The 26,799-nt window shown below is 68.4% G+C and carries 29 protein-coding genes and 2 tRNA genes; 14 read left to right on the top strand and 17 right to left on the bottom strand.

Annotated elements, in window-relative coordinates:
• Positions 1 to 10: 10 nt before the first annotated feature.
• On the bottom strand, positions 11 to 1,114 hold the full coding sequence (locus OB895_RS16900; protein WP_042539779.1) for an ABC transporter ATP-binding protein: 1,104 nt from the start codon (positions 1,112 to 1,114) through the stop codon (positions 11 to 13).
• A 229-nt stretch (positions 1,115 to 1,343) separates the two neighbouring features.
• Here OB895_RS16900 and OB895_RS16905 point away from each other — a divergent pair, with 229 nt between their 5' ends.
• Both OB895_RS16905 and OB895_RS16910 read left to right on the top strand, forming a co-directional pair.
• Positions 1,344 to 2,318 (top strand): DsbA family protein, encoded by a 975-nt coding sequence (locus OB895_RS16905; RefSeq protein ID WP_042539781.1) that lies wholly within the window; start codon positions 1,344 to 1,346, stop codon positions 2,316 to 2,318.
• Positions 2,319 to 2,360: 42 nt separating this feature from the next.
• Positions 2,361 to 2,436: transfer RNA gene (locus OB895_RS16910), tRNA-Thr, on the top strand.
• Positions 2,437 to 2,536: 100 nt separating this feature from the next.
• On the opposite strand, the gene OB895_RS16915 is transcribed toward OB895_RS16910, so the two are convergent.
• The gene (locus OB895_RS16915; protein ID WP_311878333.1) at positions 2,537 to 3,001 is read right to left on the bottom strand and encodes a hypothetical protein; all 465 of its coding nucleotides are present in this window, start codon (positions 2,999 to 3,001) and stop codon (positions 2,537 to 2,539) included.
• A gap of 282 nt (positions 3,002 to 3,283) precedes the next feature.
• Between OB895_RS16915 and OB895_RS16920 the strand changes: the two genes are divergently transcribed.
• Entirely contained in the window at positions 3,284 to 4,237 is a 954-nt protein-coding gene (locus tag OB895_RS16920) for an aldo/keto reductase (RefSeq protein WP_079113280.1), read from the top strand.
• A gap of 28 nt (positions 4,238 to 4,265) precedes the next feature.
• Here OB895_RS16920 and OB895_RS16925 read toward each other — a convergent pair whose 3' ends face one another.
• The 6 genes from OB895_RS16925 to OB895_RS16950 form a co-directional block, all read right to left on the bottom strand.
• The gene (locus tag OB895_RS16925) at positions 4,266 to 4,961 is read right to left on the bottom strand and encodes a response regulator (protein WP_311878335.1); all 696 of its coding nucleotides are present in this window, start codon (positions 4,959 to 4,961) and stop codon (positions 4,266 to 4,268) included.
• Positions 4,958 to 6,223, bottom strand: a complete 1,266-nt coding sequence (locus tag OB895_RS16930; RefSeq protein WP_311878338.1) for a sensor histidine kinase — start codon at positions 6,221 to 6,223, stop codon at positions 4,958 to 4,960. Before OB895_RS16930 ends, OB895_RS16925 begins: the two co-directional genes overlap by 4 nt.
• Positions 6,224 to 6,265: 42 nt before the next feature.
• The gene (locus OB895_RS16935) at positions 6,266 to 7,075 is read right to left on the bottom strand and encodes an ABC-2 transporter permease (RefSeq protein ID WP_311878339.1); all 810 of its coding nucleotides are present in this window, start codon (positions 7,073 to 7,075) and stop codon (positions 6,266 to 6,268) included.
• Entirely contained in the window at positions 7,072 to 7,983 is a 912-nt protein-coding gene (locus OB895_RS16940; protein ID WP_311878341.1) for an ABC transporter ATP-binding protein, read from the bottom strand. The genes OB895_RS16935 and OB895_RS16940 overlap by 4 nt, the downstream gene beginning before the upstream one ends.
• A 104-nt stretch (positions 7,984 to 8,087) precedes the next feature.
• On the bottom strand, positions 8,088 to 8,471 hold the full coding sequence (locus OB895_RS16945; protein ID WP_311878343.1) for an MmcQ/YjbR family DNA-binding protein: 384 nt from the start codon (positions 8,469 to 8,471) through the stop codon (positions 8,088 to 8,090).
• A gap of 2 nt (positions 8,472 to 8,473) precedes the next feature.
• Positions 8,474 to 9,127: an SOS response-associated peptidase family protein gene (locus OB895_RS16950; protein WP_079113276.1), complete on the bottom strand. Its 654-nt coding sequence runs from the start codon at positions 9,125 to 9,127 to the stop codon at positions 8,474 to 8,476.
• Positions 9,128 to 9,202: 75 nt separating this feature from the next.
• Here OB895_RS16950 and OB895_RS16955 point away from each other — a divergent pair, with 75 nt between their 5' ends.
• Positions 9,203 to 10,144 carry a DMT family transporter gene (locus OB895_RS16955; RefSeq protein ID WP_309690253.1) on the top strand — a complete coding sequence of 314 codons (942 nt, stop codon included), beginning with the start codon at positions 9,203 to 9,205 and terminating at the stop codon, positions 10,142 to 10,144.
• A gap of 1 nt (position 10,145) precedes the next feature.
• On the opposite strand, the gene OB895_RS16960 is transcribed toward OB895_RS16955, so the two are convergent.
• Positions 10,146 to 10,745 (bottom strand): nitroreductase family protein, encoded by a 600-nt coding sequence (locus tag OB895_RS16960; protein ID WP_311878347.1) that lies wholly within the window; start codon positions 10,743 to 10,745, stop codon positions 10,146 to 10,148.
• Positions 10,742 to 11,146 carry a peptide-methionine (R)-S-oxide reductase MsrB gene (msrB, locus tag OB895_RS16965; protein WP_042539800.1) on the bottom strand — a complete coding sequence of 135 codons (405 nt, stop codon included), beginning with the start codon at positions 11,144 to 11,146 and terminating at the stop codon, positions 10,742 to 10,744. The genes OB895_RS16960 and msrB overlap by 4 nt, the downstream gene beginning before the upstream one ends.
• Positions 11,147 to 11,214: 68 nt before the next feature.
• On the opposite strand from msrB, the gene OB895_RS16970 reads away from it, so the two are divergent.
• The 4 genes from OB895_RS16970 to groL all read left to right on the top strand — a co-directional run bounded on the left by OB895_RS16970 (position 11,215) and on the right by groL (position 14,866).
• Positions 11,215 to 12,210 (top strand): DUF2332 family protein, encoded by a 996-nt coding sequence (locus tag OB895_RS16970; RefSeq protein ID WP_311878350.1) that lies wholly within the window; start codon positions 11,215 to 11,217, stop codon positions 12,208 to 12,210.
• A gap of 9 nt (positions 12,211 to 12,219) precedes the next feature.
• The gene (locus OB895_RS16975; protein WP_042539804.1) at positions 12,220 to 12,477 is read left to right on the top strand and encodes a DUF3263 domain-containing protein; all 258 of its coding nucleotides are present in this window, start codon (positions 12,220 to 12,222) and stop codon (positions 12,475 to 12,477) included.
• A 68-nt stretch (positions 12,478 to 12,545) separates the two neighbouring features.
• Entirely contained in the window at positions 12,546 to 13,124 is a 579-nt protein-coding gene (locus OB895_RS16980; RefSeq protein ID WP_311878353.1) for a LytR C-terminal domain-containing protein, read from the top strand.
• A 122-nt stretch (positions 13,125 to 13,246) separates the two neighbouring features.
• Positions 13,247 to 14,866 carry a chaperonin GroEL gene (gene groL, locus OB895_RS16985; protein WP_042539806.1) on the top strand — a complete coding sequence of 540 codons (1,620 nt, stop codon included), beginning with the start codon at positions 13,247 to 13,249 and terminating at the stop codon, positions 14,864 to 14,866.
• 73 nt (positions 14,867 to 14,939) lie between these two features.
• Here the strand turns inward: groL and OB895_RS16990 are convergent, their stop codons facing one another.
• The 6 genes from OB895_RS16990 to OB895_RS17015 all read right to left on the bottom strand — a co-directional run bounded on the left by OB895_RS16990 (position 14,940) and on the right by OB895_RS17015 (position 21,601).
• A complete protein-coding gene (locus tag OB895_RS16990) occupies positions 14,940 to 15,227 on the bottom strand; it encodes a WXG100 family type VII secretion target (RefSeq protein ID WP_311878356.1) in 288 nt (95 codons plus the stop codon).
• A gap of 184 nt (positions 15,228 to 15,411) precedes the next feature.
• Positions 15,412 to 17,109, bottom strand: a complete 1,698-nt coding sequence (locus OB895_RS16995) for a sensor histidine kinase (RefSeq protein WP_042539810.1) — start codon at positions 17,107 to 17,109, stop codon at positions 15,412 to 15,414.
• A 56-nt stretch (positions 17,110 to 17,165) separates the two neighbouring features.
• Positions 17,166 to 17,852: a response regulator transcription factor gene (locus tag OB895_RS17000; RefSeq protein WP_042539813.1), complete on the bottom strand. Its 687-nt coding sequence runs from the start codon at positions 17,850 to 17,852 to the stop codon at positions 17,166 to 17,168.
• Between the two features lie 101 nt (positions 17,853 to 17,953).
• Positions 17,954 to 19,594: a DNA repair helicase XPB gene (locus tag OB895_RS17005; RefSeq protein ID WP_042539815.1), complete on the bottom strand. Its 1,641-nt coding sequence runs from the start codon at positions 19,592 to 19,594 to the stop codon at positions 17,954 to 17,956.
• An 11-nt stretch (positions 19,595 to 19,605) separates the two neighbouring features.
• Complete coding sequence (locus OB895_RS17010) at positions 19,606 to 21,315, bottom strand: helicase-associated domain-containing protein (RefSeq protein WP_311878358.1); 1,710 nt, start codon at positions 21,313 to 21,315, stop codon at positions 19,606 to 19,608.
• Positions 21,316 to 21,325: 10 nt separating this feature from the next.
• Positions 21,326 to 21,601 carry a multidrug ABC transporter ATPase gene (locus tag OB895_RS17015; protein WP_311878360.1) on the bottom strand — a complete coding sequence of 92 codons (276 nt, stop codon included), beginning with the start codon at positions 21,599 to 21,601 and terminating at the stop codon, positions 21,326 to 21,328.
• Between the two features lie 139 nt (positions 21,602 to 21,740).
• On the opposite strand from OB895_RS17015, the gene OB895_RS17020 reads away from it, so the two are divergent.
• Both OB895_RS17020 and OB895_RS17025 read left to right on the top strand, forming a co-directional pair.
• Positions 21,741 to 22,121 (top strand): cold-shock protein, encoded by a 381-nt coding sequence (locus tag OB895_RS17020; protein ID WP_042539821.1) that lies wholly within the window; start codon positions 21,741 to 21,743, stop codon positions 22,119 to 22,121.
• Complete coding sequence (locus OB895_RS17025; RefSeq protein ID WP_311878363.1) at positions 22,105 to 22,788, top strand: DUF3027 domain-containing protein; 684 nt, start codon at positions 22,105 to 22,107, stop codon at positions 22,786 to 22,788. The genes OB895_RS17020 and OB895_RS17025 overlap by 17 nt, the downstream gene beginning before the upstream one ends.
• 71 nt (positions 22,789 to 22,859) lie before the next feature.
• Here OB895_RS17025 and serC read toward each other — a convergent pair whose 3' ends face one another.
• Entirely contained in the window at positions 22,860 to 23,972 is a 1,113-nt protein-coding gene (gene serC / locus OB895_RS17030; protein ID WP_311878365.1) for a phosphoserine transaminase, read from the bottom strand.
• 99 nt (positions 23,973 to 24,071) lie between these two features.
• On the opposite strand from serC, the gene OB895_RS17035 reads away from it, so the two are divergent.
• From OB895_RS17035 to OB895_RS17050, 4 genes are all read left to right on the top strand, one after another.
• Entirely contained in the window at positions 24,072 to 24,773 is a 702-nt protein-coding gene (locus OB895_RS17035; RefSeq protein ID WP_042539828.1) for an iron-dependent transcriptional repressor DtxR, read from the top strand.
• A gap of 290 nt (positions 24,774 to 25,063) precedes the next feature.
• Complete coding sequence (locus OB895_RS17040; RefSeq protein ID WP_042539830.1) at positions 25,064 to 25,858, top strand: M23 family metallopeptidase; 795 nt, start codon at positions 25,064 to 25,066, stop codon at positions 25,856 to 25,858.
• 328 nt (positions 25,859 to 26,186) lie between these two features.
• On the top strand, positions 26,187 to 26,684 hold the full coding sequence (locus OB895_RS17045; RefSeq protein WP_042539885.1) for an HNH endonuclease: 498 nt from the start codon (positions 26,187 to 26,189) through the stop codon (positions 26,682 to 26,684).
• 41 nt (positions 26,685 to 26,725) lie between these two features.
• Positions 26,726 to 26,799: transfer RNA gene (locus OB895_RS17050), tRNA-Arg, on the top strand.

Genomic DNA, 26,799 nt, shown 5'->3' on the forward strand with positions numbered 1-26,799 from the left:
GTGGATCCGATCAGGCGGAGACGATCGGCTTGTCGTTCAGGCGCACACCCGACTCGATGTCGAACGCGTGCACGTGGCCTGCGTTCGCCGCGAGGGTGACGGTCTCGCCGGCGTTGGGGTGGCTGCGGCCGTCGACACGAGCGACCAGGTCGGCGCGCTTGCCGTTGATCTCGGTGTGACCGTAGAGGTAGCCGTCGGCGCCGAGCTCCTCGACGAGGTCGACGACGACCGAGAGGCCCTTCCCGTCGGCCGGGCCGACGGTGATGTCCTCGGGGCGCACACCGACCGTGACCTGCGAGCCGTTGGCGCGGCCGACCGTGTCGCGGTCGAGCGGGACGACCTCGGTGCCGAAGCGCACGCCGCCCTCAGCCAGGTCTGCGCTGAACAGGTTCATGGCAGGCGAGCCGATGAAGCCGGCGACGAACACGTTCTCGGGCTTCTCGTACAGGTCGCGCGGCGTTCCGACCTGCTGGAGCAGGCCGTCCTTGAGCACGGCGATGCGGTCGCCCATGGTGAGCGCCTCGGTCTGGTCGTGCGTGACGTAGACCGTGGTGACGCCGAGACGACGCTGCAGCGACGCGATCTGCGTACGGGTCTGGACGCGGAGCTTGGCGTCGAGGTTCGACAGCGGCTCGTCCATGAGGAAGACCTGGGGCTGACGGACGATCGCACGGCCCATGGCGACACGCTGACGCTGACCACCCGAGAGGGCCTTCGGCTTGCGGGTCAGGTACTCCTCGAGGTCGAGCAGCTTCGCGGCCTCCAGAACGCGGGTCGCACGCTCTTCCTTGCCGACGCCGGCGATCTTGAGCGCGAAGCCCATGTTCTCGGCGACGGTCATGTGCGGGTACAGCGCGTAGTTCTGGAACACCATCGCGATGTCGCGGTCCTTCGGCGGCACGTCGGTGACGTCGCGGTCACCGATCAGGATGCGCCCTGCGTTGACCTCTTCGAGGCCGGCGAGCATGCGAAGCGAGGTGGACTTTCCGCAGCCGGACGGGCCGACGAGGACGAGGAACTCGCCGTCGGCGACCTCGAGGTTGAGCTTGTCGACAGCCGGGCGGGTTCCGCCGGGGTAGAGGCGGGTGGCCTCGTCGAAAGTCACAGATGCCATTGTGTTTCTCCTTCACCGGCAGGTACGTGCCGGACGATCCGTAGTGATAGAGCGGCGGAGCGATCCACCGTGACCCCTCATCGGGTCGGAATCAGTATGGCAGAAGCTCGTCCATCTGGGTATTTCTCAGCCTGGCTGGTTAACATCGATCTCGGCCGCCTTTCGCGGCGTTCGCCGCCCGAGTGGCGTCCGGGGCCACCCTGCCCCCCTGAGACTGTCTAGAGGAACGATGTCGAGCGACGAGACGCCGAACGTCCCCAGCCCTCGCAACACGCGTGAGGCCGTGCGGGAGAAGGCCCAGAAGGTGCACGCCCAGCAGTCGAGGGCGCGCGTGATGCGACGGATCATCCTCGGCGCGATCGCCATCGTCGCCGTGGGCGCCATCGGCACCGCCATCACCCTCGCCGTCTCGGCGCAGGTGTCGAAGCCCCAGCTCACGCCGGGCGGCATGGACGACGACGGCATCCTCGTCTCGGACATCAGTGCGTCCGCGATGTCGGATTCGACCGTCGCACCCCCGAGCCCGGGAGAGACGGAAGCGGGTGGCGAGGCCACGCCGACCCCGGAGCCCACCACCTCGAGCACGGTCGACATCCACATCTACGTCGATTACCTGTCGCCGGATGCCGGCGAGTTCGAGCGCGCGAACGCGCGTCAGCTCGTCAACTGGATCTCCGAGGGAGCGGCCACCGTCACCTACCACCCGGTCGCCCTGCTCACCGCGAGCTCGAACGGCACCAAGTACTCGCTGCGTTCCGCGGCAGCCGCGGCCTGCGTCGCCACGCACTCGCCCGCGCAGTTCTACGCGTTCAACCACGACCTGCTCGACGATCAGCCAGAGGTGAACACCGACGGCTTCTCGGATGCGCAGCTGGCCGACATCGCCGGCGCAGTCGGCTCGGACAACGTGAAGAGCGTCCGATCGTGCATCGAGGACCAGGACTACGTCACGTGGGCGAAGGAAGCCACCTCGCGCGCTCTCGAGGGCCCGCTCGTCGGCTCGGACGATCTCGTGCTCACCGCCGCTCCCATGATCGTCGTGAACGGCGAGGCCTATGTGGGCGCGCTCGACGACCCGAGCGAGTTCTCGCAGTTCGTGCTCACCGTCGCCAGCGACGCCTACTACGCCACGGAGACCCCGACGCCGGCCCCGACGCCCACCGAGACCACGGAGCCCGCTCCCTCGGAGACTCCCGCGTCGTAGTTCGTCGGCCCCCGCCGCCCATCGCTAAGCTGGGAGGCGTCCGCCGACTTGGCGCAATTGGTAGCGCACCGTACTTGTAATACGGGGGTTGCAGGTTCGAGTCCTGTAGTCGGCACCAGACGCGAAGGCCCGCGTCCCCTTGACAGCACCGGGGACGCGGGCCTTCTTCGTGTCTGGGCGAGGAGCTTTGCCCATGCCTCCGCCTCGCGGCGAGAGGCTCACCGCAGGCCGTCTTCGCAATCGCTCCCCGGTCGTGCTCTCGACCACAGCTCGTACTCGCCACCGTCGTCCGTGTCGATCAACCATGGAGGGAACTCGACGTACCGGTCCATGGCCAGGCCCCACGACGCGTCCGCTCGCGTCGATTCGGGGTCGTCGGCGGGCAGTTCATCCTCTGTCGTCCAGTGCTCCGCCGGATGGTCCTTCGCCCATTCGTAGATGAGCTGACCTGTGTCGGACCAGTCACGTTCGTTCATGCTCTCGGCGATGTCGGCAGGCATCCGCACGCGTTCCGACGTGCTGTAGTCGTATGTGCAGGAGTAGGTTCGCCCGTCGTCGCCGACATAGCTCAAGGAGATCGTCACGTCGGTGGTGAGCCACGGCCTCTGGCCTATGACGATCACGGCGACGAGGGCCCCGATGACGACCACGGCGGTCGCAGTGAGCGCGATCAGCCATCGCACACCCCGTCGCCTTCGAACGAGTCCGGAAGGCGGCGGAACAGAACGAGTCACCGGCGGTTCCTTTCCCGTCGCAGGCGTCCAGCTGTGCGGCATGCGCAGCATCCGCAGGTTGCAGCGAGCTGACCCCGCGTGAAGTCACCAAGTTACCGCGCCTCACCGGCGAGCGGCGGGTGCACGCCGAGGACGCGCTGCGAGGCGGAGCCGGTGAAGGAGTGCTCCGGGGCGAGTGACACGCGACGTCACACACGAAATAGTGCGCGGGGGTGACGGGTTGTCCCGAGTATGACTCGTATCGGAAACAGTGATCTTGACGTCTTCCCGCTCTCGCTCGGCGGCAACGTATTCGGCTGGACGGCCGATCGCGAGGCATCGTTCGCGGTGCTCGACGCGTTCGTCGACGGGGGTGGCGACTTCATCGACACGGCAGACGGCTACAGCGCCTGGGTGCCCGGCAACTCAGGCGGCGAGAGCGAGACGATCATCGGCGAGTGGCTCGCGTCTCGCCAGCCGAAGGGCGTCGTCGTCGCGACCAAGGTGAGCCAGCACCCGGACTACAAGGGCCTCTCGGCGTCGAACGTCCGCCGGGCCGCCGAAGCATCGCTCGCTCGCCTGGGTGTCGACACGATCGACCTCTACTACGCGCACTTCGACGATGAGACGGTTCCGCTGGAGGAGACGGTCGCGGCCTTCGGCGAGCTCGTCTCCGACGGTCTCGTGCGCCACGTCGCGGTGTCGAACTACACGGCAGAGCGCATCCGCGAGTGGGTCGAGATCGCCCGCCGCACAGGAGTCGCGCTGCCGGTCGCCGTGCAGCCGCACTACAACCTCGTGCACCGGAACGACGTCGAGGAGACGATCATCCCGGTGGCCCAGGAGTTCGGCCTCAGCCTCGTGCCCTACTACTCGCTGGCGAGCGGCTTCCTCACCGGCAAGTACCGCTCGGTCGACGTCGAAGGGCAGACGTCTCCGCGTGCCTCCGGCGCGGCGAAGTACGCGACCGAGGCGGGACTGCGGATCATCGACACCCTCGAGGAGATCGGTGACGCGCACGGAGCCTCGATCGCTGCGACCTCGCTGGCCTGGCTGCGTGCCCAGCCGACGGTCGCCGCCCCCATCGCGAGCGCCCGCACGGTCGAGCAGGTTCCCGATCTCCTCGCCGGCGCGCGTCTCGAGCTGACCCCTGACGAGGTCGACGCTCTGAACCGCGTCTCGGAGTGGACCCCGGCGAAGGCCTGAGACCGCTCGCTCTGCCCTCCACCCCGACCTAGGGGCCGGAGGGCAGAGCGTCGTCGTCGACGAGACCGAGTCGGTGCGCCAGAATCACCAGGTGGATGCGGTCGCGGGATCCGAGTTTCGAGAGGATCCTGCCCACATGGGTCTTGACGGTGGACTCGCTGACGAACAGCGCCTGGGCGATCTCCGCGTTCGTGAGCCCGCGCGCGATCTCGACGAAGACGTCGCGCTCACGGTCGGTGAGCTGCGCCGTGAGATCGTCGGTCGCATGGACCTGTGGTGCGGGCGTCGCACCGAGCGTCGGCGTCACGTGCTCCAACAGCATCCGCGTGATCCGAGGCGAGAGCGCGGCATCGCCCCTGTGAATGGCACGGATCGCCGCGATCATCTCGTGCCGCTGTGCGTCCTTCAGGAGGAATCCACTCGCTCCGGCGCGGATCGCACCGAAGGCGTACTCGTCGAGATCGAACGTCGTCAGCACCAGGACGCGGGTCTGCGGGTGCTCGCGGACGATGGCCGCGGTCGCGGCGATCCCGTCGAGCCCCGGCATCCGGATGTCCATCAGCACCATGTCGGGGCGCAGCTCGGTCGCCTGGGCGATCGCGTCGTGGCCGTCCGCGGCCTCGCCGACCACGACCATGTCGTCCTCGGCGTCGAGCACCATCCGGAATCCGACGCGGATGAGGGCCTGGTCGTCGACGAGCAGCAGCCTGATCGGCTCGGTCATGGTCTGTCCTTCGGGTCGCGGTCTGGCAGATCAGGTGGCGTCGTGGGGAGCTCTGCGCGCAGCATCCACCGCCCGCCGTCGACGGGTTCGGAGACGATGGTTCCGCCCGAGTGCGCTGCGCGCTCGGCGAGACCGCGCAGGCCGAACCCCGATGAGCCGACAGGGCCGGTGACGCCGTCGTTCACGATCTCGATGGTCACCGCATCCGGGGCGTGCACGAGTCGGACCTCGATCGACGTCGCCGCGGGTGCGTGCCTCATGGCGTTCGTCACGCCCTCCTGCGCGATGCGCCCGACGGCGTGTGCCAGAGCGGGGGAGAGCGAGGCGGCCCCGGTGACCGAGAGCGACACCGGAAAGCCGGCTCGCTGTGCCGCAGCGACCGTCTCCTGCGGGGGCGTCGGCTCGAGCGGAGCGAGGGGCAGCGGCGAATCGTCGTCCCGGAGGACGCCGAGCATCGCACGCATCTCGGTGAGTGCGCTGCGAGCCGTCTCTGCGGCCGAGGACGCCGCCGCTCGTGCCTGGCCCGGATCCGGGGTGGCAGCCGCTCCCTCGGACAGTGCGACGATCACGGTGAGCGAGTGGGAGACGATGTCGTGCATCTCGCGGGCGATGCGGGCGCGCTCGCCGGCCGCGGCCAGCTGCGCCTGCTGATCGCGTTCGACGAGCAGCTGACGGGAGCGGTCGATCACGGCAGCGAGGTAGCGCTTGCGTCCACCCACGTTCACGCCGACGAGAGTGCCGATCAGCCCGAGGACGAGCGACATCACGACGGCGTTCGCGGCGACCTGCAGAGTGATGACGCCGGTGAGCGTGAGCAGTCCGCCGAGCGCGGCGAGCGACCCGAGGGCGATGCCGAATCCCGTCCATGCGGCCCGCGAGGATCGGTAGACCGCGAGCGAGTAACAGGTGACCAGCAGCAGCGGCGAGCCGATCGGCTGCAGTGCGAAGAGGAACCCGGCTTCGAGTGCGAAGGACGCGACGAACGGCACGAGCGGCCGTCGACGCCTCCACAGGAGCGTGGCGCAGGCTGCGACGACGGACGCGGGCACCAGGATCGCGACGCCGATGGCGAGGGGCATCGGAAGGTCGCGGGTGATGACACCGGCCGGCACGAGCGAGAGCAACAGGCACACGAGGGTGATCAGGACATCGGCGAACACCGGATGCCGCGCCCAGAAACGGCGCAGAACGCCCGGGGGACGCGGCAGCCGCAGCCCCTCGTCCTCGCGGACTGAGGTGCTGTGGCTGCGCGTGCGGGTCACCGGGCGACTCTACGCGGGTTCATCGATCTCGCGATCTCGCGGTCACGCATCGCGCGTGCGGAGCACGGCCCAGGCGCCGAGCATGCCCGCGGCGACCCAGGCTGCCAGCGTGAGGTAGGCGACCGGAGCCTCGAGCGCAGCGCCCTCGGGGAGGATCGCGCTCTGGGCTGCGGCCACCGGGAGGTAGCCCGCGGCGTCCATGACCCAGGCCCAGGCCTCGCCGGCGACGGCGAAGAAGCTCGCGACGATCGGCAGCACGAACAGCAGGCCGACCGTCGCGGCGATCGCTCCGGCGCCCGAGCGCAGGATGAACCCGAACGCCACCCCGATCAGGGCGAACACCGCCATGGCGAGCGACGAGACCACGATGGGCAGGAACGATGCTGCGGGGTCGCCCCGGTCGATGCCCTGATCCCGCGAGGCGACGACCGCGGAGACCGCCACGGCCGCCGCCAGGAAGATGACCAGCGACGACACGAACATGAACAGGCCGACCACGACCGCCTTGGCGCCCAGCACCGATCCGCGCTTCGGGTTGGCCGCGAGCGTCGAACGGATCATCCCGGTCGAGTACTCGCCCGTCACGGAGATCGCGCCGAGGATGCCGGCGAGCAGCATCGTGAACTGGATCGGCATGACGACGGCCTGGATGGGCTCGAAGCCCGGCATGTCGATCGCCTGCGCGATGAGCACGGCGATGCCGATCGTGAGAATCGCCGCGATGCCGATCGACCACCAGGTCGAACGGAGCGTGGCCAGCTTGATCCACTCGCCGCGCACAGCGCGGATGAACGTGAGCCGGCGATCGGTGTCGACATGCTGACGGCGGAGGGGAGGAGCCTGGACGGTCATGAGATCTCCTTCGTCCGGTACTCGACCGAGTCGCCGGTGAGGGCGAGGTAGGCGTCTTCGAGCGATCCGGTGGTCGGGGTGAGTTCGTGCAGGGGGATGCCGCGCTCTGCGGCGAGGTCGCCGATGCGCGACGCGGGGAGGCCGACGATGTCGATCAGATCGGGGGCGGAGCTCACGATCTCGACGGACGGGCCGCCCACTGCGGCAGCCAGGTCGGCGGCTCGAGGCGTGCGAACACGCACGGTGTTGGTCGTCCAGGCCCGCACGAGCTCCTCGAGCGGGGCGTCGGCGAGCACCTTTCCCCGGCCCATCACGATCACGTGATCGGCGGTCTGCGCCATCTCGCTCATCAGGTGGCTCGAGAGCAGCACGGTGCGTCCCTCGGACGCCGCGTGACGCACGAACTGGCGCACCCACCGCACGCCCTCGGGGTCGAGGCCGTTGACCGGCTCATCGAGGATCAGAGTGTGCGGGTCGCCGAGCAGGGCGGAGGCGATTCCGAGCCGCTGCCCCATGCCGAGCGAGAACTTGCCCGCGCGCTTGCGGGCCACGGGGCCGATGCCCGCGAGGTCGATGACCTCGTCGACGCGGGATGCGGGGATGCCGTGGGTCGCCGCCATCGCACGCAGGTGATTGCGCGCGGTGCGGCCGGTGCGCACGGCCTTGGCATCGAGCAGCACTCCCACCTCGGTGAGCGGGGCGCGGAGCTTGCGGTATTCCCGTCCGCCGACGGTGGCGATGCCCGAGGTCGGCCGGTCGAGGCCGACGATCATGCGCATCGTCGTGGACTTGCCCGCGCCGTTGGGCCCGAGAAACCCCGTGACCGTGCCCGGCTGCACCGTGAACGACACGTCCTGGACGGCTGTCTTGTCTCCGAATCTCTTCGTGAGGCCTTCTGCTGTGATCATGTGTACGACGCTATCGACCACCCCATCGCCCCCGCGTCCTCCCTGAGTACCGTTCCACGGATGTCCGGAGTCATTCTCTCGGCGGATGCCGTGGCCCGGCCGCCTCAGCCGGCAGGGCGCCCGAACAGGTCAGGGTCGATCGGCCGCTGCGCTCGGGGGAGCTTCTCGACCACCAGTCGGTACGACTCGGTGACGAGTTCGGTCACCAGCTCCTCGTCGAGCGATGCCCCTGGCATCAGGGTGATCCAGTGCTTCTTGTTCATGTGGTAGCCGGGCACGATGTCGGCGAACGTCTCTCGCAACGCGACGGAGTCCTCGGGGTGGGACTTGAGCGTCACGCGCCCGGTGCCGTCGAGAGGGATCAGCAGGAAGACACGCCCTCGCACCTTGTAGACGTCCCACTCGGGGCCGAACGGGTTGTCGCGCTCCGCACCGGGAAGCTCTTCGGCGCGCGCAGCGGCGGCGGCGCCCAATTGGGTCGAGTCCATGCTCAGAACAGCCGATCGGCGCCCTTGTCGTCGGCGCGGGGCGCGGCCTGAACGCGCTCGTCGATCGCGGCCGCGGCGAGCAGGGCCTCGTCGATGATCTCCTTCGTGGGCTCGGCGGTCAGCCAGTCGTCGCTCAGCCCCGCGGGGATCAGCAGCGGCATCCGATCGTGGATGCCGGCGAGGTGAGGGGGAGCCGGGCGCATCACGATCGAGTAGCAGGTGAAGGACTCGCCATCGGCGGTGCGCCCCCGCTGGGTGACGGCGGCCATTCCGAAGAGCGCACCGTCGTCGACGACGAACTCGTGCCAGACGCGCTCGGGCTTCTTCATCTCGTACCAGCTCGTCGCCGGCACGAGAGCACGGGTCTTCAATCCGCCGGGGCGCTCCTGCAGGCGCTCGGATCGGGTGTTGATCGACGGGAACTTCGAGGGCTCCCCGCCGATCAGGAACCCCCACCAGGCGGGTTCGAGCACGGGCTCGGCCTCGGGCTGCACCACGATCGGGTTGAGGTTGCGCAGATTCTTGCCTGTGGGGCGCACGGTCTCACGCGCGTTCTGCTCGGCCCAGCCACGCAGACCCTCGAGCACCGCCTCGTCGGCGGCGGCCAGGAGCTCGGTGTCGGTGAACCGGGGGTCAAGTCCGTAACTCGCGCACATGCCGTCAGGGTACGCCCGGCCGCCGACATCGTGCGCACGGCGAGATGGCGATCAGCTCTCGGTTAGGGTCGACAGGTGACCCAGGCCCGTCGACTGTCTCCGCCCCTCGCGCTCGGCGGAGCAGTGGCGATCGGCGTCATGACGGCCATCCAGGCGCGCATCAACGGCGTGCTGGGCGTCGAGGTCGGCAACGGCATCGTGGCCGGCCTCATCTCCTTCTCCGTAGGGCTCGCGGCCCTTGCGGTGGTGATCGTCTGCATTCCCTCCGCGCGTCGAGGCGTCGGACGTCTGCTCGGCGGCATCCGCGATCGGACGATCCCGTTCTGGATGCTGCTCGGCGGTGCCTGCGGTGCACTCACCGTCTCCACTCAGGGCATCACGGCCGGGGTGCTCGGCGTCTCGCTGTTCACGGTCGGAGTCGTCGCAGGACAGACCCTGCACGGGCTCGTGCTCGACCGCATCGGGTTCGGTCCCGCCGGGGTCGTCGCGATCACGCCGGGGCGCGTGCTGGGCGGAGCGCTCGCGCTCGCCGCGGTCGGCATCTCGCTGAGCGGCGATGTCCTGGCCACGGCACCGCTCTGGATGCTCCTCCTGCCGTTCGCGGCAGGCGTCGGCATCGCCTGGCAGGCTGCGACCAACGGCCGTCTGTCGCAGCGCGTGCGCTCGCCCCTCGCGGCGACGTTCATGAGCTTCATCGCCGGCACCATCGCGCTGCTGGTCGCCGCCGGCATCAGCATCGCGGTGCGGGGCGCACCAGACGCGCCGCCGACCGAGCCGTGGCTGTACCTCGGTGGATTCCTCGGCGCCGCGTACATCCTGCTCGGCGCTTTCATCGTCGCGCAGACAGGGGTGCTGCTGATGGGGCTCGGGTCGGTGCTGGGCCAGCTCGCGACCTCGGTGATCATCGACCTGATCTGGCCGGCCGCGGCGGGCCCCGCACCCTGGCAGATCATCGGGATGGTGGTCGTCGCCGTGGCATCCGTCGCCGTCGCGCTGCCCCGCAGCAGACGGAACTGACCTACTGCTTCTTCTGCTTCTTCGCCTTCTTCTTGGCTTTCGGCTCGGGCGTCGGCTGGGGCTTGGGCTTGGGCATCCGCGTCACGAGGCCCCGCGCATCGACGGGCTTGCGGCGACCGGGCCTGCGGCCCGAGGGCTTGCCGCCGACGTACAGCCATCCGAGCAGCTCCTCGTCCTTGCCGAGGCCATGGGCCTTCGCGACGGCCTTCGATCGCGTGTAGTGACCCGTGCGCCACAGCACGCCGAAGCCGGCCTCGTCGAGCAGCAGACTGAGCATGTGGGCCACACCCGAGGCGACGGCCTCCTGCTCCCAGCGGGGGACCTTCTCGCTCTTGTGGTAGCTGGCGACGACCGCGATCAGCAGCGGAGCGCGCAGCGGCTTCGTGGAGGGGGACTTGTCGCCCTCGGCCTTGGCGATCGCGGCCCCCAGCAGCTCTCGGTCGGATCCGCGCAGCTCGATCAGGCGCCACGGGCGCAGCGAAGAGTGGTCGGCGACGCGTCCGGCAGCTGCGACGAGCTTCAGCAGTTCGTCCCGCGACGGCGCTTCGTCGGTGACCTTCGAGGAGGACTGCCGTGCGCGAACGGCCTCGAGGGCGCTCACGACTCTTCAGGTGTGAAGTTCAGGGCGATGGAGTTCATGCAGTAGCGGTCGCCGGTGGGCGTGCCGAAGCCGTCGGGGAAGACGTGCCCGAGGTGCGATCCGCAGTTCGCGCAGCGCACCTCGGTGCGCACCATGCCCAGGGTCGTGTCCTCGATGAGCTGCACCGCGTCGGGGCGGATCGACTCGTAGAAGCTCGGCCACCCGCATCCGGAGTCGAACTTGGTGCCGCTCTTGAACAGCTCGGCGTTGCACGCGCCGCAGGTGTAGAGGCCGGCGCGGCCCTCGTCGAGCAGCTCGCCCGTCCAGGCGCGCTCGGTCGCGGCTTCGCGAAGCACCGCATACTGCTCCTCGCCGAGCTCTTCGCGCCACTCTTCTTCGGTCTTGTCCACGCTGTACGACATAGGTCCTCCTGGGGTCTGCTCCATTCTCTCGCGTTCAGAGGGGCTCGGCGTCACGAGACAATGGATGGATGACGGATGCCGTGCGGCTGCGCTATCGCCGCTTCGCCGATGAGGAGGCGCCGGGGCGCAGCGATCTCTATGTCGACTGGGCTTCCGGCGTGGCCGGTGACCCCGAGGTGCAGCGGGTGCTCGCTCGGATCCCTGAGAACCGCAGGCAGCCCCCGCTCGTGTTCGCCGTGACGCGGATGCTGGGCGTCGGCCTCGTCCGCTACGACGCGTGGCGCGCGTTCGTGCTCTCCCGTGCCGACGAGATCGTGGGCGAATGCAGCGGCCGGCGTCTGCAGACCAACGAGCCGCTCCGACTCGCACCGCTGCTTCCTGTGCTGTCCGAGATCGATGGACCGATCGCCCTGCTCGAGGTCGGCGCCTCCGCGGGCCTGTGCCTGTACCCCGATCGCTACTCGTACCGCTTCGTCGGCTCCGACGGTCAGGTGCGCGCGGCACTCGACCCGCACGACGGGCCGAGCCCGGTCGTGCTGCAGAGCAGAGTCGACGGGCGCCTCCCCGCCATGAGGATGCCGGACATCGTCTGGCGCGCCGGCATCGACCTCGCGCCTCTCGACGCCCGAGACGACCGAGACCGTCGCTGGCTGCAGGGGCTCGTCTGGCCGGGGGAGGAAGGGCGGGAACAGCGGGTGAGAGCGGCGCTCGACATCGCCGCAGCGGATCCGCCCCGCCTCATCGCCGGCGACGCGCTCGAGAGGATCGACGCGCTCGCAGCCGAGGCGCCACCGGGTGCCACTCTCGTGATCACGACGCCGGGCGTGCTCGTGCACATTCCGCGAGAGGCACGCACAGCACTCGTCGAGCGCATCAGGGGTCTCGATGCCCGCTGGGTGACGATCGATCCTCCGGCAGTGCTGGGCGACGTCTGGCAGCCGGCCGTGGTCGCCGAGGAGTGGACCGGGTTCGTCGTGGCGCTCGACGGCGACGTGCGCGCGGCAGCCGATCCGCTCGGCAGATGGTGGGAGTGGCGCACCGGAATCGCCGCTTCCTCGACCTAATCTGGTCACATGCTGGGAGATCTGAGCGAGCGGGATCGCACGATCCTCGCGCTCGAGACCGCCTGGCCGCGGCACGGCGGCGCGAAGGAAGAGGTCATCCGCGCCCAACTGGGCATGAGCGCCGCCCGCTACTACCAGCTCCTCGGCCGTCTGATCGAGTCGGAGGAAGCCCTGGAGTACGACCCGATGCTGGTGCGACGGCTGCGCCGCATCCGTGACGCCAGATCGTTCCAGCGCGCCGCACGCACTCCGGGCTTCGTGGGCTGACGAGGCTCGCGCCACGCAGCGGCGTCGTCGGAAGCGGATTCACGGGCCGGTGCCATTAGCATCGAGGAGTGTCAAAGCTCAGCCGAGATCGATTCGACGACGTCCCCCGATCGTCCGGACGCGTCGGAGCGCACCGCGCCGAAGCCCCGGGGATGAACGGCTGGGTGGTGCTCCTGTGGTCGTTCGTGGCCGCTCTGGTGCTCATCATCGGCGGCATCTTCGGCTCGCTCGTGGTGATGGGACGCATCACCCTCTTCCCGGAGGCCGTCCCCTCGTCGAGCCCGACGCCCGTCGAGACCGGTGTCGTCGACGTCACCTATTCGGTGATGATCCTCAACGCCTCACCCGACGAGGGTCTGGACGAGCAGATGCGCGACCTGCTCATCAACAACGGCTGGGCCGCCGACGTCGTGTTCGCGAGCGACAGCGCGAGCCAGGACTTCTCGACGACGACCGTCTACTACGTCGCCGAAGAGGATGAGCTCGCCGCCCTCGGCCTCGCGAACCTGATCGGCGGTGCCGCGGTCGAGCAGAGCGACTTCTACTCCGACCTGAACGACACGGGTGCGAAGCAGCTCACGGTCGTCATCGGACTCGATCGTGCGACGACCGCGCCGGAGACGCCCGCAGACGCTCCTGCCCCGTAGACCGCCGCGCGGTCCGTCCGCGCAGCTTGCACTCGATGGGGTCGAGTGCCAGAATGGCGTTAGCACTCTCTCACTCTGAGTGCTAAACCCAACGTCTACGTCCAGGAGGGACGAAAAAACTCATGGCAAAGATCATTGCTTTCGATGAGGAGGCCCGACGCGGCCTCGAGCGCGGCCTCAACATCCTCGCCGACGCTGTCAAGGTGACCCTCGGCCCGCGCGGTCGTAACGTCGTGCTGGAGAAGAAGTGGGGCGCCCCCACGATCACGAACGACGGTGTCTCCATCGCCAAGGAGATCGAGCTCGACGACCCGTACGAGAAGATCGGCGCTGAGCTCGTCAAGGAGGTCGCCAAGAAGACCGACGACGTCGCCGGCGACGGAACCACCACCGCCACGGTGCTCGCTCAGGCTCTGGTCCGCGAGGGCCTGCGCAACGTCGCAGCCGGCGCAGACCCGATCTCGCTGAAGCGCGGCATCGAGAAGGCCGTCGCGGCCATCACCGAAGAGCTCCTCGCCAGCGCGAAGGAGATCGACTCCAAGGAGCAGATCGCCGCCACCGCGTCGATCTCCGCTGCTGACCCCGCCATCGGCGAGCTCATCGCCGAGGCGATCGACAAGGTCGGCAAGGAGGGCGTCGTCACCGTCGAGGAGTCGCAGACCTTCGGCACCGAGCTCGAGCTCACCGAGGGCATGCGCTTCGACAAGGGCTACCTGAACCCGTACTTCGTGACGGACCCGGAGCGCCAGGAGGCTGTCTTCGAAGACGCCTACATCCTCATCGCGAACCAGAAGATCTCGAACATCAAGGACCTTCTGCCCATCGTCGACAAGGTGATCCAGGACGGCAAGGAGCTCGTCATCATCGCCGAGGACGTCGAGGGCGAGGCTCTCGCGACTCTCGTGCTCAACAAGCTCAAGGGCATCTTCAAGTCGGTCGCCGTCAAGGCTCCCGGCTTCGGCGACCGTCGCAAGGCGCAGCTGCAGGACATCGCGATCCTCACCGGTGGTCAGGTCATCACCGAAGAGGTCGGCCTGAAGCTCGAGAACGCCACGCTCGACCTGCTGGGTCGTGCTCGCAAGGTCATCGTCACCAAGGACGAGACCACGATCGTCGAGGGTGCCGGTGAGGCAGACCAGATCGAGGGTCGCGTCACGCAGATCCGTCGCGAGATCGAGAACACGGACAGCGACTACGACCGCGAGAAGCTGCAGGAGCGCCTCGCCAAGCTCGCAGGTGGCGTCGCCGTCATCAAGGCGGGCGCGGCAACCGAGGTCGAGCTCAAGGAGCGCAAGCACCGCATCGAGGACGCCGTTCGCAACGCGAAGGCAGCCGTCGAAGAGGGCATCGTCCCCGGTGGTGGCGTCGCGCTGATCCAGTCGGGCACCAAGGCTCTCGACGCTCTCTCGCTCACGGGCGACGAGGCGACCGGTGCGAACATCGTTCGCGTCGCGATCGAGGCTCCGCTGAAGCAGATCGCCCTCAACGCAGGCCTCGAGCCCGGCGTCGTCGCGAACAAGGTCTCCGAGCTCCCCTCGGGCCAGGGCCTCAACGCGGCAACGGGCGAGTACGTCGACATGTTCGCCGCCGGCATCATCGACCCGGCGAAGGTGACCCGCTCGGCTCTGCAGAACGCAGCGTCGATCGCGGCTCTCTTCCTCACCACCGAGGTCGTCGTCGCTGACAAGCCTGAGAAGGCTGCTGCTCCGATGGGTGACCCGTCGGGTGGCATGGACTTCTGATCCATCAGCACTGACAGAAACGCCCCGACCTCGGTCGGGGCGTTTCTGCGTTCGCGGGTGTTCGAACCGTGAATCAGCGGAACAGGCTCGCCGAGTACTGATCGGCGTCTGCATACTGCGTCGCCGCGCTGCCCAGCGAATGCCCGATCGATTCGAGCACCTGCTCGACGTGCAGCTGCGCTCCACGCCACTCCTCAGCACATGACTGGAACGCGGCCGACGCGGTGCCGACCCACGTCGCCTGCAGCTGCGTGAGCTGCGACATGAGCGTCGCGGACTCCGTCTGCAGGCGCGACATCGTGGCCAGCGCCGCGCCTTGGGCGGCACCTACGGCTTCGGTGTCGACGGTGATGACGGACATGGGAACTCCTCTCGATTGGTGCTCCGACGATAGGGGAGAGGAGATCTCCGGATGCGGGTGCGCGCGCACGTCCCGACGCCCGCTGTGGAGAACCCGCATGGGCGCGGCGCCGTGCAGGAGCGCCGATCAGGAGCGCCGTGCAGGAGCGCCGAGCAGGAGCACCCGCGCGAGAAGCGAGGTGCGGTCAGAGATCCAGTCGCTCGAGGGGCTGAGTGTCTTCGAGAAGGTGGGCGGGCGTCGCGCGTGAGGGGGCGAGGGGCAGCGTGACGGTGAAGGTCGCTCCGCCACCCGGCGTCTCCGACACCGCGACGCTTCCGTGCAGCGCTTTCACGATGGATGACACGATCGCGAGCCCGAGCCCGGACCCACCGGTCTCGCGTGCTCGTGAGGTGTCGGCGCGCCAGAAGCGCTCGAAGATCTGCTCGCGGATCTGGGGAGGGATTCCCTCGCCGTGGTCGACGATCGCGATGCTCGCCGTGCCCCGCACGCGGTCCGCGTCGACGACGATCTCGATCGGACTCTCCTCAGGCGAGAAGCGACGCGCGTTGCCGAGCAGATTCGTGACCACCTGACGCACCTTGTTCTCCTCGCCGAGCACGATCGGCGGGGTGCGCACGGGGATGTCCGCGGCTTCGGTGAAGTCGATCGCCGGCACGTTCGCCGCGGAGCTTCGCGAGCGACGCCGCAGACGGGCGAGCGTGCCGCGGGAGAGCCCACGCGGAGCGGGAGTCTCGGGTGCGGCGGGGACGACAGGCGTCGACCGAGTCGTGAGGTCGATCAGCGGGGCCTCGACCGTGCGGTCGACGACGGTCACGGTGCGTGCCGGAGCCGCAGCACGCAGATCGAGGGCGGCGTCGCGGGCGATGGGACGGAGGTCGAGTGCCTCGATCTCGGGTTCGCGCTCTTCGTCGAGACGCGCGAGCGCAAGCAGATCCTCGACGAGCACGCCCATGCGGATCGCCTCCTTCTCGATGCGCTCCATGGCACGGGCGGTGTCCTCCTCGCCCTTGATCGCACCCATCCGGTAGAGCTCCGCATACCCGCGCACGCTCACCAGAGGCGTGCGCAGCTCGTGGCTGGCGTCGCCGATGAAGCGACGCATGTGCTGCACGGTGCGGTCCCGCTGCGCGAGCGAACCGTCGACTCGATCGAGCATCGTGTTGATCGCGCTGTTCAGGCGGCCGACCTCGGTCGTCGGCTCGAGATCGGTGAGGCGCTGTGTGAAGTCGCCCGCGGCGATCGACATGGCCGTGGACTCGACCTGACCGAGCCGTCGGAAGGTCAGCGTCACAAGCCCTCGGGTCAGCAGCGCGGCCAGGAAGATGGTGACGAACGCGACGGTGATGTAGATGCCGAAGTACTGGCTGATGATGCGATCCGCGTACTCGAGCGGCATCGCGACGATCTGGATCCGCAGCGATCCGTCGCCCTCTCCTGGCACCCGTGCCACAGCCGCCCGGAAGCTCGATCCCTTGGTGCCCTCGATCGTGAACCGGGTGTCCTCGTTGGCCTGCACGTCGAGGGGCGAGTACGACGAGGGGAAGAGCGGTGCCCCGTTGTCGGAGTTGCCTGTGGTCGTCTGCAGCACGCCCTCAGCGTCGTAGATCGCGACGAAGAAGTCACGGGGCGAGTCCGTGGGGGTGTAGACGGTCTTGCCGTCTTCGACCGTCACCTCGAAATACCGGTTCGCGAGATCGGCAGACACCAGAGCAGGGAGCTGAGCGTCGATGTTGCTGACCAGCGAGTTGCGCAGGATCGGCACGGTGCCGAGGCCCGCCGCGAGCAGGCCCAACGCGAGCACGGCGACCGTGACGCCTGTCACCTTGGCGCGCAGGCTGATCGACCGCCACCACTTGGTGATCGCGTCAGGCTTGTGCGCCATGCGGACCTCCCTGGAGACGGATGCTGTGCGGCGTCAGCGTGCGGCGGTGAGCCGGACTACTTGCCGACCTTGAGCATGTATCCGAAGCCGCGCTTCGTCTGGATCACCGACTCCTCGGTGTGCGGATCGATCTTGCGACGGAGGTAGGAGATGTAGCTCTCCACGATGCCGGCATCCCCGTTGAAGTCGTACTCCCAGACGTGGTCGAGGATCTGCGCCTTCGACAGGACGCGGTTGGGGTTCAGCATCAGGTAGCGCAGCAGCTTGAACTCGGTCGGGCTCAGCTCGATCGATTCCTTGCCGACATGCACGTCGTGGGTGTCCTGGTCCATCGACAGCTCGCCGGCACGGATGATCGACTCCTCGTCGGCCTGCATGGTGCGGCGCAGGATCGCCTGGGCGCGGGCGACGATCTCGTCGAGGCTGAACGGCTTGGTGACGTAGTCGTCGCCGCCGGCGTTGAGCCCCTCGATCTTGTCGTCGGTGCCGTCCTTCGCGGTGAGGAACAGGATCGGAGCAGTGAAACCGGCGCCGCGAAGGCGCTTGGTCACGCTGAACCCGTTCATGTCCGGGAGCATGACGTCGAGGATGATGAGGTCCGGCTCTTCCTCGAGCACCGCCGAGATGGTGGCGGCGCCGTTGGCCACCGTCTTCACCTGGAACCCGGCGAAGCTGAGACCTGTCGAGAGCAGGTCGCGGATGTTGGGTTCGTCGTCGACGACCAGGATGCGCGCATCAGTCATGTCCCCATTATGGTGACTTCGGCCATGCGGATGCTGATTATCCGTCGGAGCGGCGCTTTCGCCCTCCGCGTAGCGATGCTGCAGGGAGGGCCCGCAGGCGGTCAGGCGGCGAGGGCGTCGGCGTCCATGATGGTGTAGCTGTAGCCCTGTTCGGCGAGGAACCGTTGGCGGTTCTGGGCGTAGTCCTGGTCGATCGTGTCGCGGGCGACCAGCGTGTAGAAGCTCGCCGTGCGGCCGGACTGCTTGGGACGCAGGAGCCTGCCCAGGCGCTGGGCCTCCTCCTGTCGCGAGCCGAACGAACCCGACACCTGGATGGCGACGGATGCCTCGGGGAGGTCGATCGAGAAGTTCGCGACCTTCGACACCACGAGCAGTGAGATCTCACCTTCGCGGAAGGCGCGATAGAGCTCCTCGCGCTCGTCGACGGGCGTGGCGCCGGTGATCTGCGGCGCGTTCAGCGACTGCGAGAGCGAGTCGAGCTGGTCGAGGTACTGACCGATCACGAGGATCCGCTCGTCCTTGTGCTTCTCGATGAGCTCTCGCACGGCCGCGATCTTCGCCGGTGCGGAAGCGGCGAGACGGTAGCGTTCGTCGTCTGTCGCGGCGGCGTACTCGAGCCGGTCGTCCGGCGGCAGGTCGACGCGCACCTCGTAGCAGACGGCGGGGGAGATGAACCCCTGGGCCTCGATCTGCTTCCACGGAGCATCGAAGCGCTTGGGGCCGATCAGGCTGAACACGTCGCCCTCGCGACCGTCCTCGCGGACGAGCGTGGCGGTGAGGCCGATCCGGCGCCGAGCCTGGAGATCGGCGGTCAGCTTGAACACGGGCGCGGGGAGCAGGTGCACCTCGTCGTAGACGATGAGACCCCAGTCGAGGGCATCCAGCAGGGCGAGGTGGGCGTACTCGCCTTTCCGCTTCGCCGTGAGGATCTGGTAGGTCGCGATGGTGACCGGCTTGACCTCCTTGGCCTGGCCGGAGTACTCGCCGATCTCCTCGGGTGTGAGGCTCGTGCGCTTGAGCAGCTCGTCGCGCCACTGCCGTGCCGAGACGGTGTTCGTCACGAGGATCAGGGTCGTCGTCTTGGTCGCCGCCATGGCCGCGGCACCGACGATGGTCTTGCCCGCGCCACAGGGCAGCACCACGACGCCCGAGCCGTCCTTCGCGAACGCGTCGACGGCATCCTGCTGGTAGGGGCGGATCTGCCAGCCGTCCTCGGCGAGCTCGATCTCGTGCGGTGTGCCGGGGGTGTACCCGGCGAGGTCCTCGGCCGGCCAGCCGATCTTCAGCAGCTCCTGTTTGATCTGCCCGCGCGCCCACGCGTCGACCACGAAGGTGTCCGGAGCCGGGTGCCCGATCAGCAGCGGCTGGATGCGCTTGTTGTTCGCGACCTGGGCGAGAACGGCCGGGTCGGTCGAGCGCAGGATCAGGGTGCCTTCGTCGTCTCGCTCGATCACGAGGCGGCCATACCGGTTCACGGTCTCGCGGAGGTCGACGGCGACCGACGGCGGCACGGGGAAGCGGGACCAGCGGTCGAGCGTCTCGAGCATGTCTTCGGCGGTGTGCCCGGCGGCACGCGCGTTCCACAGTCCGAGCCGCGTGATGCGGTAGGTGTGGATGTGCTCTGGCGCGCGCTCGAGCTCGGCGAAGATCGCCAGCTCGTGGCGGGCGCTCTCAGCGTCGGAGTGGGCGACTTCGAGCAGCACTGTGCGATCGCTCTGGACGATCAGGGGTCCATCAGACATAGCTGTCCAGTTTACTGCGCGATCACGACGGCGGCGCGGATGCTCGACACCGGCAGCGTGCGTTCGACATCTGCCGCGCGATCTCGGCCGCGGAGGCGTCCTCCGCCGAGCCCGGTGGCTTCGAGGATCAGTTCTCTCGTCGAGCCGTCGGGCATTCCGACGCTCACTCGCAGCACGGCCTTCGCTCGGACAGCGGCCTCGAGCTCGCGGTCGAGCCAGGCGGCGTCCGCGTCCGGCCCCTGATGCGAGCGCATCGCGGCGATGAGCGCGGAATAGTCGGGCGCGGGGTCGGGCGTCGCCTCGGTGATCGGATTCCGCTCGCGGGCGATCGCGCGTCCGTCGTCGTCGACGAGCGTCGCCGGGTACCGAGCGTCAGTCAATGCCCAATAGACGGTGTCGCGCCCGACGCGCGTCGTCAGAGAGGCGACGTGCTTCGTCAGGGCGAGCGGTCGCAGCCCCTGGTCGACGGCCATCGCCTCGATCAGGTGCTGGTCGCTGCTCTCGATGCGCGTCCGACCGGTCTCGGGGTCGATCGACACGCGAACCAGGCCGTGTCGTTGCGCGGTCTGGGTGACGAGATAGCGGAGCGGCTGAGGGATGCCGGTGAGCGAGAGCGATTCGAGGAACTCGAGGATCGACTGCTCGGTCTCGCCGGCGACGAGCGCGTGCGCGATCGACTCGGGGGTGAAGCGGTAGGTGGAAGCCTGGGCTGCGGACTCTCGCGCGGCGATCGTGCGCAGCCGCACGTCGAGCCCGGGAGCGAGAGGGCCGGGCGAGATCGCGCTCAGGTCGTTCTGGAGGAAGATGCGATCGACCTCGTTCGGAAGCAGCGCGACGAGCGCAGCGGCGTCGACGTTCTCGCCTCGGCGGATCGAAGCCGCCCATGCGGGTTCACTGCCGCCGTCGGTGATGAGCCCGAGCAGACGAGCGCGCTCGAGCAGCGCGTCACTGCGGTCGGCCCACGCGGGGTCCCACGGGTGCGCTTGCGCCCAGGCCGTCGTGGACGACCAGCCGCCGTCCGACGCCCGCACCCCTCGGGGGAGAGCATCGCGGAAGCCCTCCACGAGCGCGCTCCACCGATCGGCCACGGGCGATCGCAGCCATTCCTCGGTCCGCGGCGTGGTGCGCAGCCGGCGAGCATCGGGTGCGACGAGGCCCGAGTCGATCGCGATCTCGATCAGCCCGTCGATCGATTCAGCGGCGACGCCCGCTTCGCTGAGCTGCCGCTTCTCTCCGGCGCTGACGTTGCCGCCGGCGAGAAGTGCGAAGGGCTTCTCTCGCGCGAGCAGCAGCAGATCGGCGAGGGCGGAGACCGTCGTGAACGCCCGCTCGGCCGCATGGGCGCTCTCGGCATCGGTCGCGGGCGTCGGCGCCGAGAGGCTGAGCGGAGTCGGCTCCGGTCGATCGGCGATGGCGGCGACGACCGGCGGGAAGGGTGCGCCGTCGGGGCGCAGCAGTGCGAGACTCTCGAGCGTCGCCCGCTGGGGGGAGTGCTCTGTGACAGGGGTGGCCGCGGCCGCGAGAAGAGAAACGGCCTCGCCGTGCGTGAGGAGGGGCAGGATCCGCGCGATCGACGTGGGATCGAGGAGGGCCTCGGCGGCATCGAAGAAGTCCTGCCAGCCGGCATCCGCGCGCACGCGCCGGACCGAGAACAGAGTGGTGAGCTGCTCATCGCTCGCCTCGGAGAGCCATTCGGCCAGCGGTCGGGCGTGCGTGCTCATGACGGATTCCTCAGGGCCGCGATGCCGCGCGCCCCTTGCGGATGAAGCTCATGATGAGGAGCACCATGATCATGACGAACGCGGCCGGAAGCCCCCAGTAGGGGATCGCGGCGATGAACGGCCAGGCACCGGTGCCGAAGTCCTGCTGCTCCATGCCGACGGCAGTGCCGATGATGATCGCGAAGAAGCAGATGATGGATGCCGCGGCGAGTCCGAGTGCCGTGAACGCCAGGATGCGATCGATGCGGCGAACGGGAACCTCAGGTTCGGGACTCTTGGTGCTCATCCGTCTCAGCCTAGTCGTTGCAGGGGCTCACGGTTCCGCATCGTGACCTACGGATTCCCCGCCCCGCGACCGGTAGGCTGGAGGTGGTCGCACGCGTGCGTCCGATCCAGCTCCACACCGACTCAGCGAGGTTTCTCCCATGCCCACCGGCAAGGTCAGGTTCTACGACGAAGACAAGGGTTTCGGCTTCATCGCCAGCGATGACGGCCAAGACGTCTTCCTGCACGCTTCAGCCATGCCCACGGGCGCGGCGGTCAAGGCGGGCTCACGGGTGGAGTTCGGTGTCGCCGATGGCAAGCGCGGCCTCCAGGCGCTGTCCGTGCGGGTGCTCGAAGCCCCGCCGAGCCTCGCGAAGGCGAAGCGCAAGCCGGCAGACGACATGGCGATCATCGTCGAGGACCTCGTCAAGCTCCTCGACGGGATGGGCGGCGATCTGCGACGCGGCCGGTACCCCTCGTCGGCCCAAGGCCGCAAGATCGCGGCAGTTCTGCGCAAGGTAGCCGATGACCTCGAAGCCTGAGGTGGACCAGCGTCTGATCGACGCTCATGATCTCGCGCTCGCCGCACTGCACGAGATCACTCCGCCGTCGACCGTCGGACCCGCAGCCGATTACATCCCCGAAGAGGGCGGCTCTGTGTCGCTGCGCTTCGAGAACCGACTTCCCGGGTATCCGGGCTGGTTCTGGACGGTCACGGTCGCGCGCGTCGATGATGAGGAGCCCACGGTGCTCGAGCTCGAGCTGCTGCCGGGCGACGGAGCGCTCCTCGCACCCGAATGGGTGCCGTGGGCCGAGCGTCTCGCCGATTACCGCGCCCACCAGGTGGAGCTCGCGGCGCAGGCGGCCGCGGCCGCTGCGGAAGGCGAGGACGCGAGCTCGGTCGACGACGACGAATCCGACGACGATCTCGATGACATCGACGAGGACGACGACATCGACGAGGACGACGACGACGACATCGACGAAGACGAGCTCGCCGCCGAGCCGCGTGTGCTGCATGCGGGAGACCTCGACGGAGTCGACGTCGACGAACTCGACGACTCGGCTGCTGCGGACGAAGACGATGACTCGGACGACGACGATGACTCGGACGACGACGACGACTCGGACGACGAGGACGAGGACTCCGACGACGACGATGACGACGACGAGGACTCCGACGACGACGACTCCGACGACGAGGAATGACCGTCCACTGAGTCGAACGTGAAAAGGGGCCGCGTGTGAACGCGGCCCCTTTTCTCGTCGACTCCCTGGCGTCAGGCGCCCTGCTGCTCGAGCACGTAGTCGAGAGAGCGAGTGAGCTGTCGGACGTCGTCGGGTTCGATCGACACGAAGGTCGCGACCCGCAGCTGGTTGCGGCCGAGCTTGCGGTAGGGCTCGGTGTCGACGATGCCGTTGGCCCTCAGGGTCTTGGCTACGGCTGCGGCGTCGACGGTGTCGGCGAAGTCGATGGTCACGACGACGGGTGAGCGGTGTGCCGCATCCGTGACGAACGGGGTCGCCACGGATGATGCCGAGGCCCAGTCGTAGAGGACCGCCGAGGACTCCGCCGTGCGGGCGCCGGCCCACGACAGGCCGCCGTTCGAGAGGATCCAGCCGAGCTGGCTGTCGAGCAGGTGCAGGGTCGTCAGCGCCGGCGTGTTCAGCGTCTGGTTGAGTCGCGAGTTGTCGAGGGCGTTCTTCAGGCTGAGGAACTCCGGGATGTACCGGTCGGAGGCGGCGATGCGCTCGATCCGGTCGACCGCGGCAGGCGACACCGCGGCGAACCAGAGGCCCCCGTCGGAGCCGAGGTTCTTCTGCGGCGCGAAGTAGTAGACATCCGCCTGGGCGGCGGCGAAGTCGATGCCGCCGGCAGCGCTGGTCGCGTCGATGACGGTCAGAGCGCCGTCGGCGATCACGCGCTCGATGGGGGCCGCGACACCGGTGGACGTCTCGTTGTGCGGCCAGGCGTAGACGTCGATGCCCTCGACGACCTCTGCGGCCGTGCGCGAACCCGGCTCGGACTTGCGGACATCGGGCGCCTCGAGCCACGGAGCGGCGGCGGCCGCGGCGAACTTGCCGCCGAACTCGCCGAACACGAGGTTCTGGCTGCGTCGTTCGATCAGGCCGAAGGCCGCAGCATCCCAGAACGCCGTCGAACCGCCGTTGCCGACGATGATCTCGTATCCCTCGGGGAGCCGGAACAGAGCCGCCAGCTGCTCACGGACGCTGCCGACCAGGTTCTTGACCGGCGCCTGGCGGTGCGAGGTGCCCAGCAGGGTGGGCGCCGCGGCGAGCAGCGCGTCGAGCTGCGCAGTGCGCACCTTCGAGGGACCGCAGCCGAAGCGGCCGTCAGCGGGCAGGAGGTCACGGGGAATCTCGATCGCCATGCGTCGATTCTACGGCGTGAGGTCCGAGTGCCCTCACCGCATGACGCCCTGATGTCCGCGTGGGAATGTAGGCTTGCCTAAGAAGACCCGGAGGGCCACATGACGGACTTGATCGACACCACGGAGATGTATCTCCGCACCATCCTCGAACTCGAGGAGGAGAACATCGTGCCGCTGCGTGCACGAATCTCCGAGCGTCTCGGACACTCGGGTCCGACGGTCTCTCAGACGGTGGGGCGCATGGAGCGCGACGGTCTCGTCGTCGTCTCCGAGGACCGCACCCTCGAACTGACCGACGCTGGCCGTCGCAAGGCCGTCAACGTCATGCGCAAGCACCGCCTGGCCGAGCGTCTGCTCTCGGACGTCATCGGTCTCGACTGGGCGTACGTGCATGAAGAGGCGTGCCGCTGGGAGCACGTCATGAGCGAGCAGGTCGAGCGTCGACTCGTCGAGCTGCTGGGTCACCCGACCGAATCGCCGTACGGCAACCCGATCCCCGGGCTCGACCAGCTGGGCGACACCCCGGCACGCACCTTCGACGAGGGTGTCATCGGACTGGTGCAGAAGCTCAACGCCGCGGGCGCTCCGATCGACGGAACCGTGCGTCGTCTCGCCGAGCCCGCGCAGGTCGATCCTGAGCTGCTCGAGCAGCTCCGCGACGCGGGCGTCGTCCCCGGCGCGAAGGGGGACTATCGCTTCAACGAGGGATACGTCCTCATCCAGATGGAGGGCCAGGAAGACGGTCTGGAGCTCCCCGTCGAGCTCGCCTCCCACATCTTCCTGGTCGGCGAACCTGCCTGATCCACGAGGCCGATCGGCCCTCAGATCCGCGTGATTCCGCCTCTCCGAGGATTGCCAGGTTCGTGGGGTGACAGAATCGTTATCTTCCGGTAACCTCGGACAGGTCGTCGAAGAAGCCCGCTGATGACACCCGAGAGGACTCGCCTTCCAGGCTCGTCGACCTCCCGGTCAGACCGCACAACGTACCCGAGCTACATTCGTGCCACGAGAGCAGAGTGCCGACGAGCCAGCGCTACCCGAGCGCGCAGGCGCTGGAGGATCAAGTTTTGGCCAAAGACATCGAATCGCCCATGAAGACAACTGAAGATCGAGCAGTCGCTCGCAGCTCCCGCAGCCGCGTCGACGCCCGCAAGGTCGTCAAGCCCTTGCGTTCGATCGCCATCTTCGGGGCCGTCGGTGCTCTCGTCGCTGCTGTCGCTCTTCCCGCTTACGCTGCCACGAAGCCCGCGGAGGCGGCGACGACGGTGCAGCAGATGGCTGCCGTCGACGCCCAGTCTCTGGTCGTCGCCTCCGACGCCACGGCCGCACCACTCAGTCGCGGCACCTTCACCGCCACGACTCCGGGTGAGATCGAGAAGAAGAAGGCGGAGGAAGCCGCCGCGGCCCGTGCTGCGGCCGCCGCCAAGGCCGTCACCGCATCGTCCTCGTCGAGCTTCGACATCGGCAACTACGCGCTGGTCTCGCCGGGTTCCGGCGAGGTCCGCTATCCGCTTCCGCAGGGTTCGTACAACGTCAGCCGCACAGTCGGCGGTGCGCACCAGGGTGCCGACATGCTGGCTCCGGCCGGAACGCCGATCTACGCCGCCGCTGCCGGCGTCGTGCGCGCCTCGGCGGAGAGCATCGGCGGATACGGCGTCGCCGTCATGCTCGACAGCGTCGTGGGCGGCCAGCGCGTGCAGACCACGTACGGCCACATGATCTACGGCTCGCGTCAGGTCCAGGCCGGTCAGACCGTCGCCGCCGGTCAGCTGATCGGCTTCGTCGGCAGCACCGGGCGTTCGACGGCCAACCACCTGCACTTCGAGGTCTGGGTCAACGGTGGGCTCATGGAGCCCATCGCCTGGCTCGGCGCCAACGCGGGCTGATCGAGCCAGTCACCTCTCCTGCTCGCGGACACGCCTCCGGGAGTTCACCCGCAGTTTCGCCCTCGTGCTCTCCTGATGGGTTAGCCTGAACCCGTTGTCGCACAGGCGGGAGAAGCTGATGGAGCGAATATCGAGCATCCGAACCATGGATGACCTCGGTCGTCACGTCCTTCTGCATCGTCCGCAGGGACACCACGGCGTTGCCGTGCGAATGAGGCGCTGTCTGTAGACAGCGCCTTTTTTCATCCCTGCGAACGCCTCCGCTCCGTGCGGCTTCGTGTGAGTCGAGAGTGCCGGGAAGCCGTCCCGGCGGATCGAGAGGATGACGATGCGCACACTTGTACTGAACGCAGGATACGAACCGCTCGCGATCGTGTCGTTCAAGAGAGCCCTGGTCCTGGTCATGAATGACAAGGCCACCGTGATCGAACGCGTCGAAGACGACCCCGTCTGGGGCAGCCATGGCGTCTACGACCGCCCCGCCGTCATCGTCCTCTCGCGTTACGTGCGCATTCCCGCCAGCAGACGGGTGCCGGTGACGAGGCGGGGCGTCCTACGCCGCGACAATCACCGCTGCGGCTACTGCGGCAAGGCGGCGTCGACCATCGACCACGTCATGCCGCGCTCGCGGGGCGGAGCCGACTCATGGGAGAACCTCGTCGCCTGCTGCCTGCGCTGCAACAACACCAAGAGCGACCGCACTCCGCAGGAGATGCGCTGGGAGCTGCGCTTCGCGCCGCGTCCTCCTCACGGCACCGCGTGGACGGTGCGTGGCACCGAGCGGAGCGACCCGAGGTGGGAGCCGTACCTCGCCCTGGCGGCGTGAGCGGAAGCCGGGGGCGAGGGTCCCTCTAGAATGGAATCGTCGCCCCCGTAGCTCAGCAGGATAGAGCAGCCCTCTCCTAAAGGGCAGGTCGCTGGTTCGAATCCAGTCGAGGGCA

It is taken from the genome of Microbacterium forte, from assembly GCF_031885415.1.
GTDB classification, from domain to species: Bacteria; Actinomycetota; Actinomycetes; order Actinomycetales; family Microbacteriaceae; genus Microbacterium; species Microbacterium forte.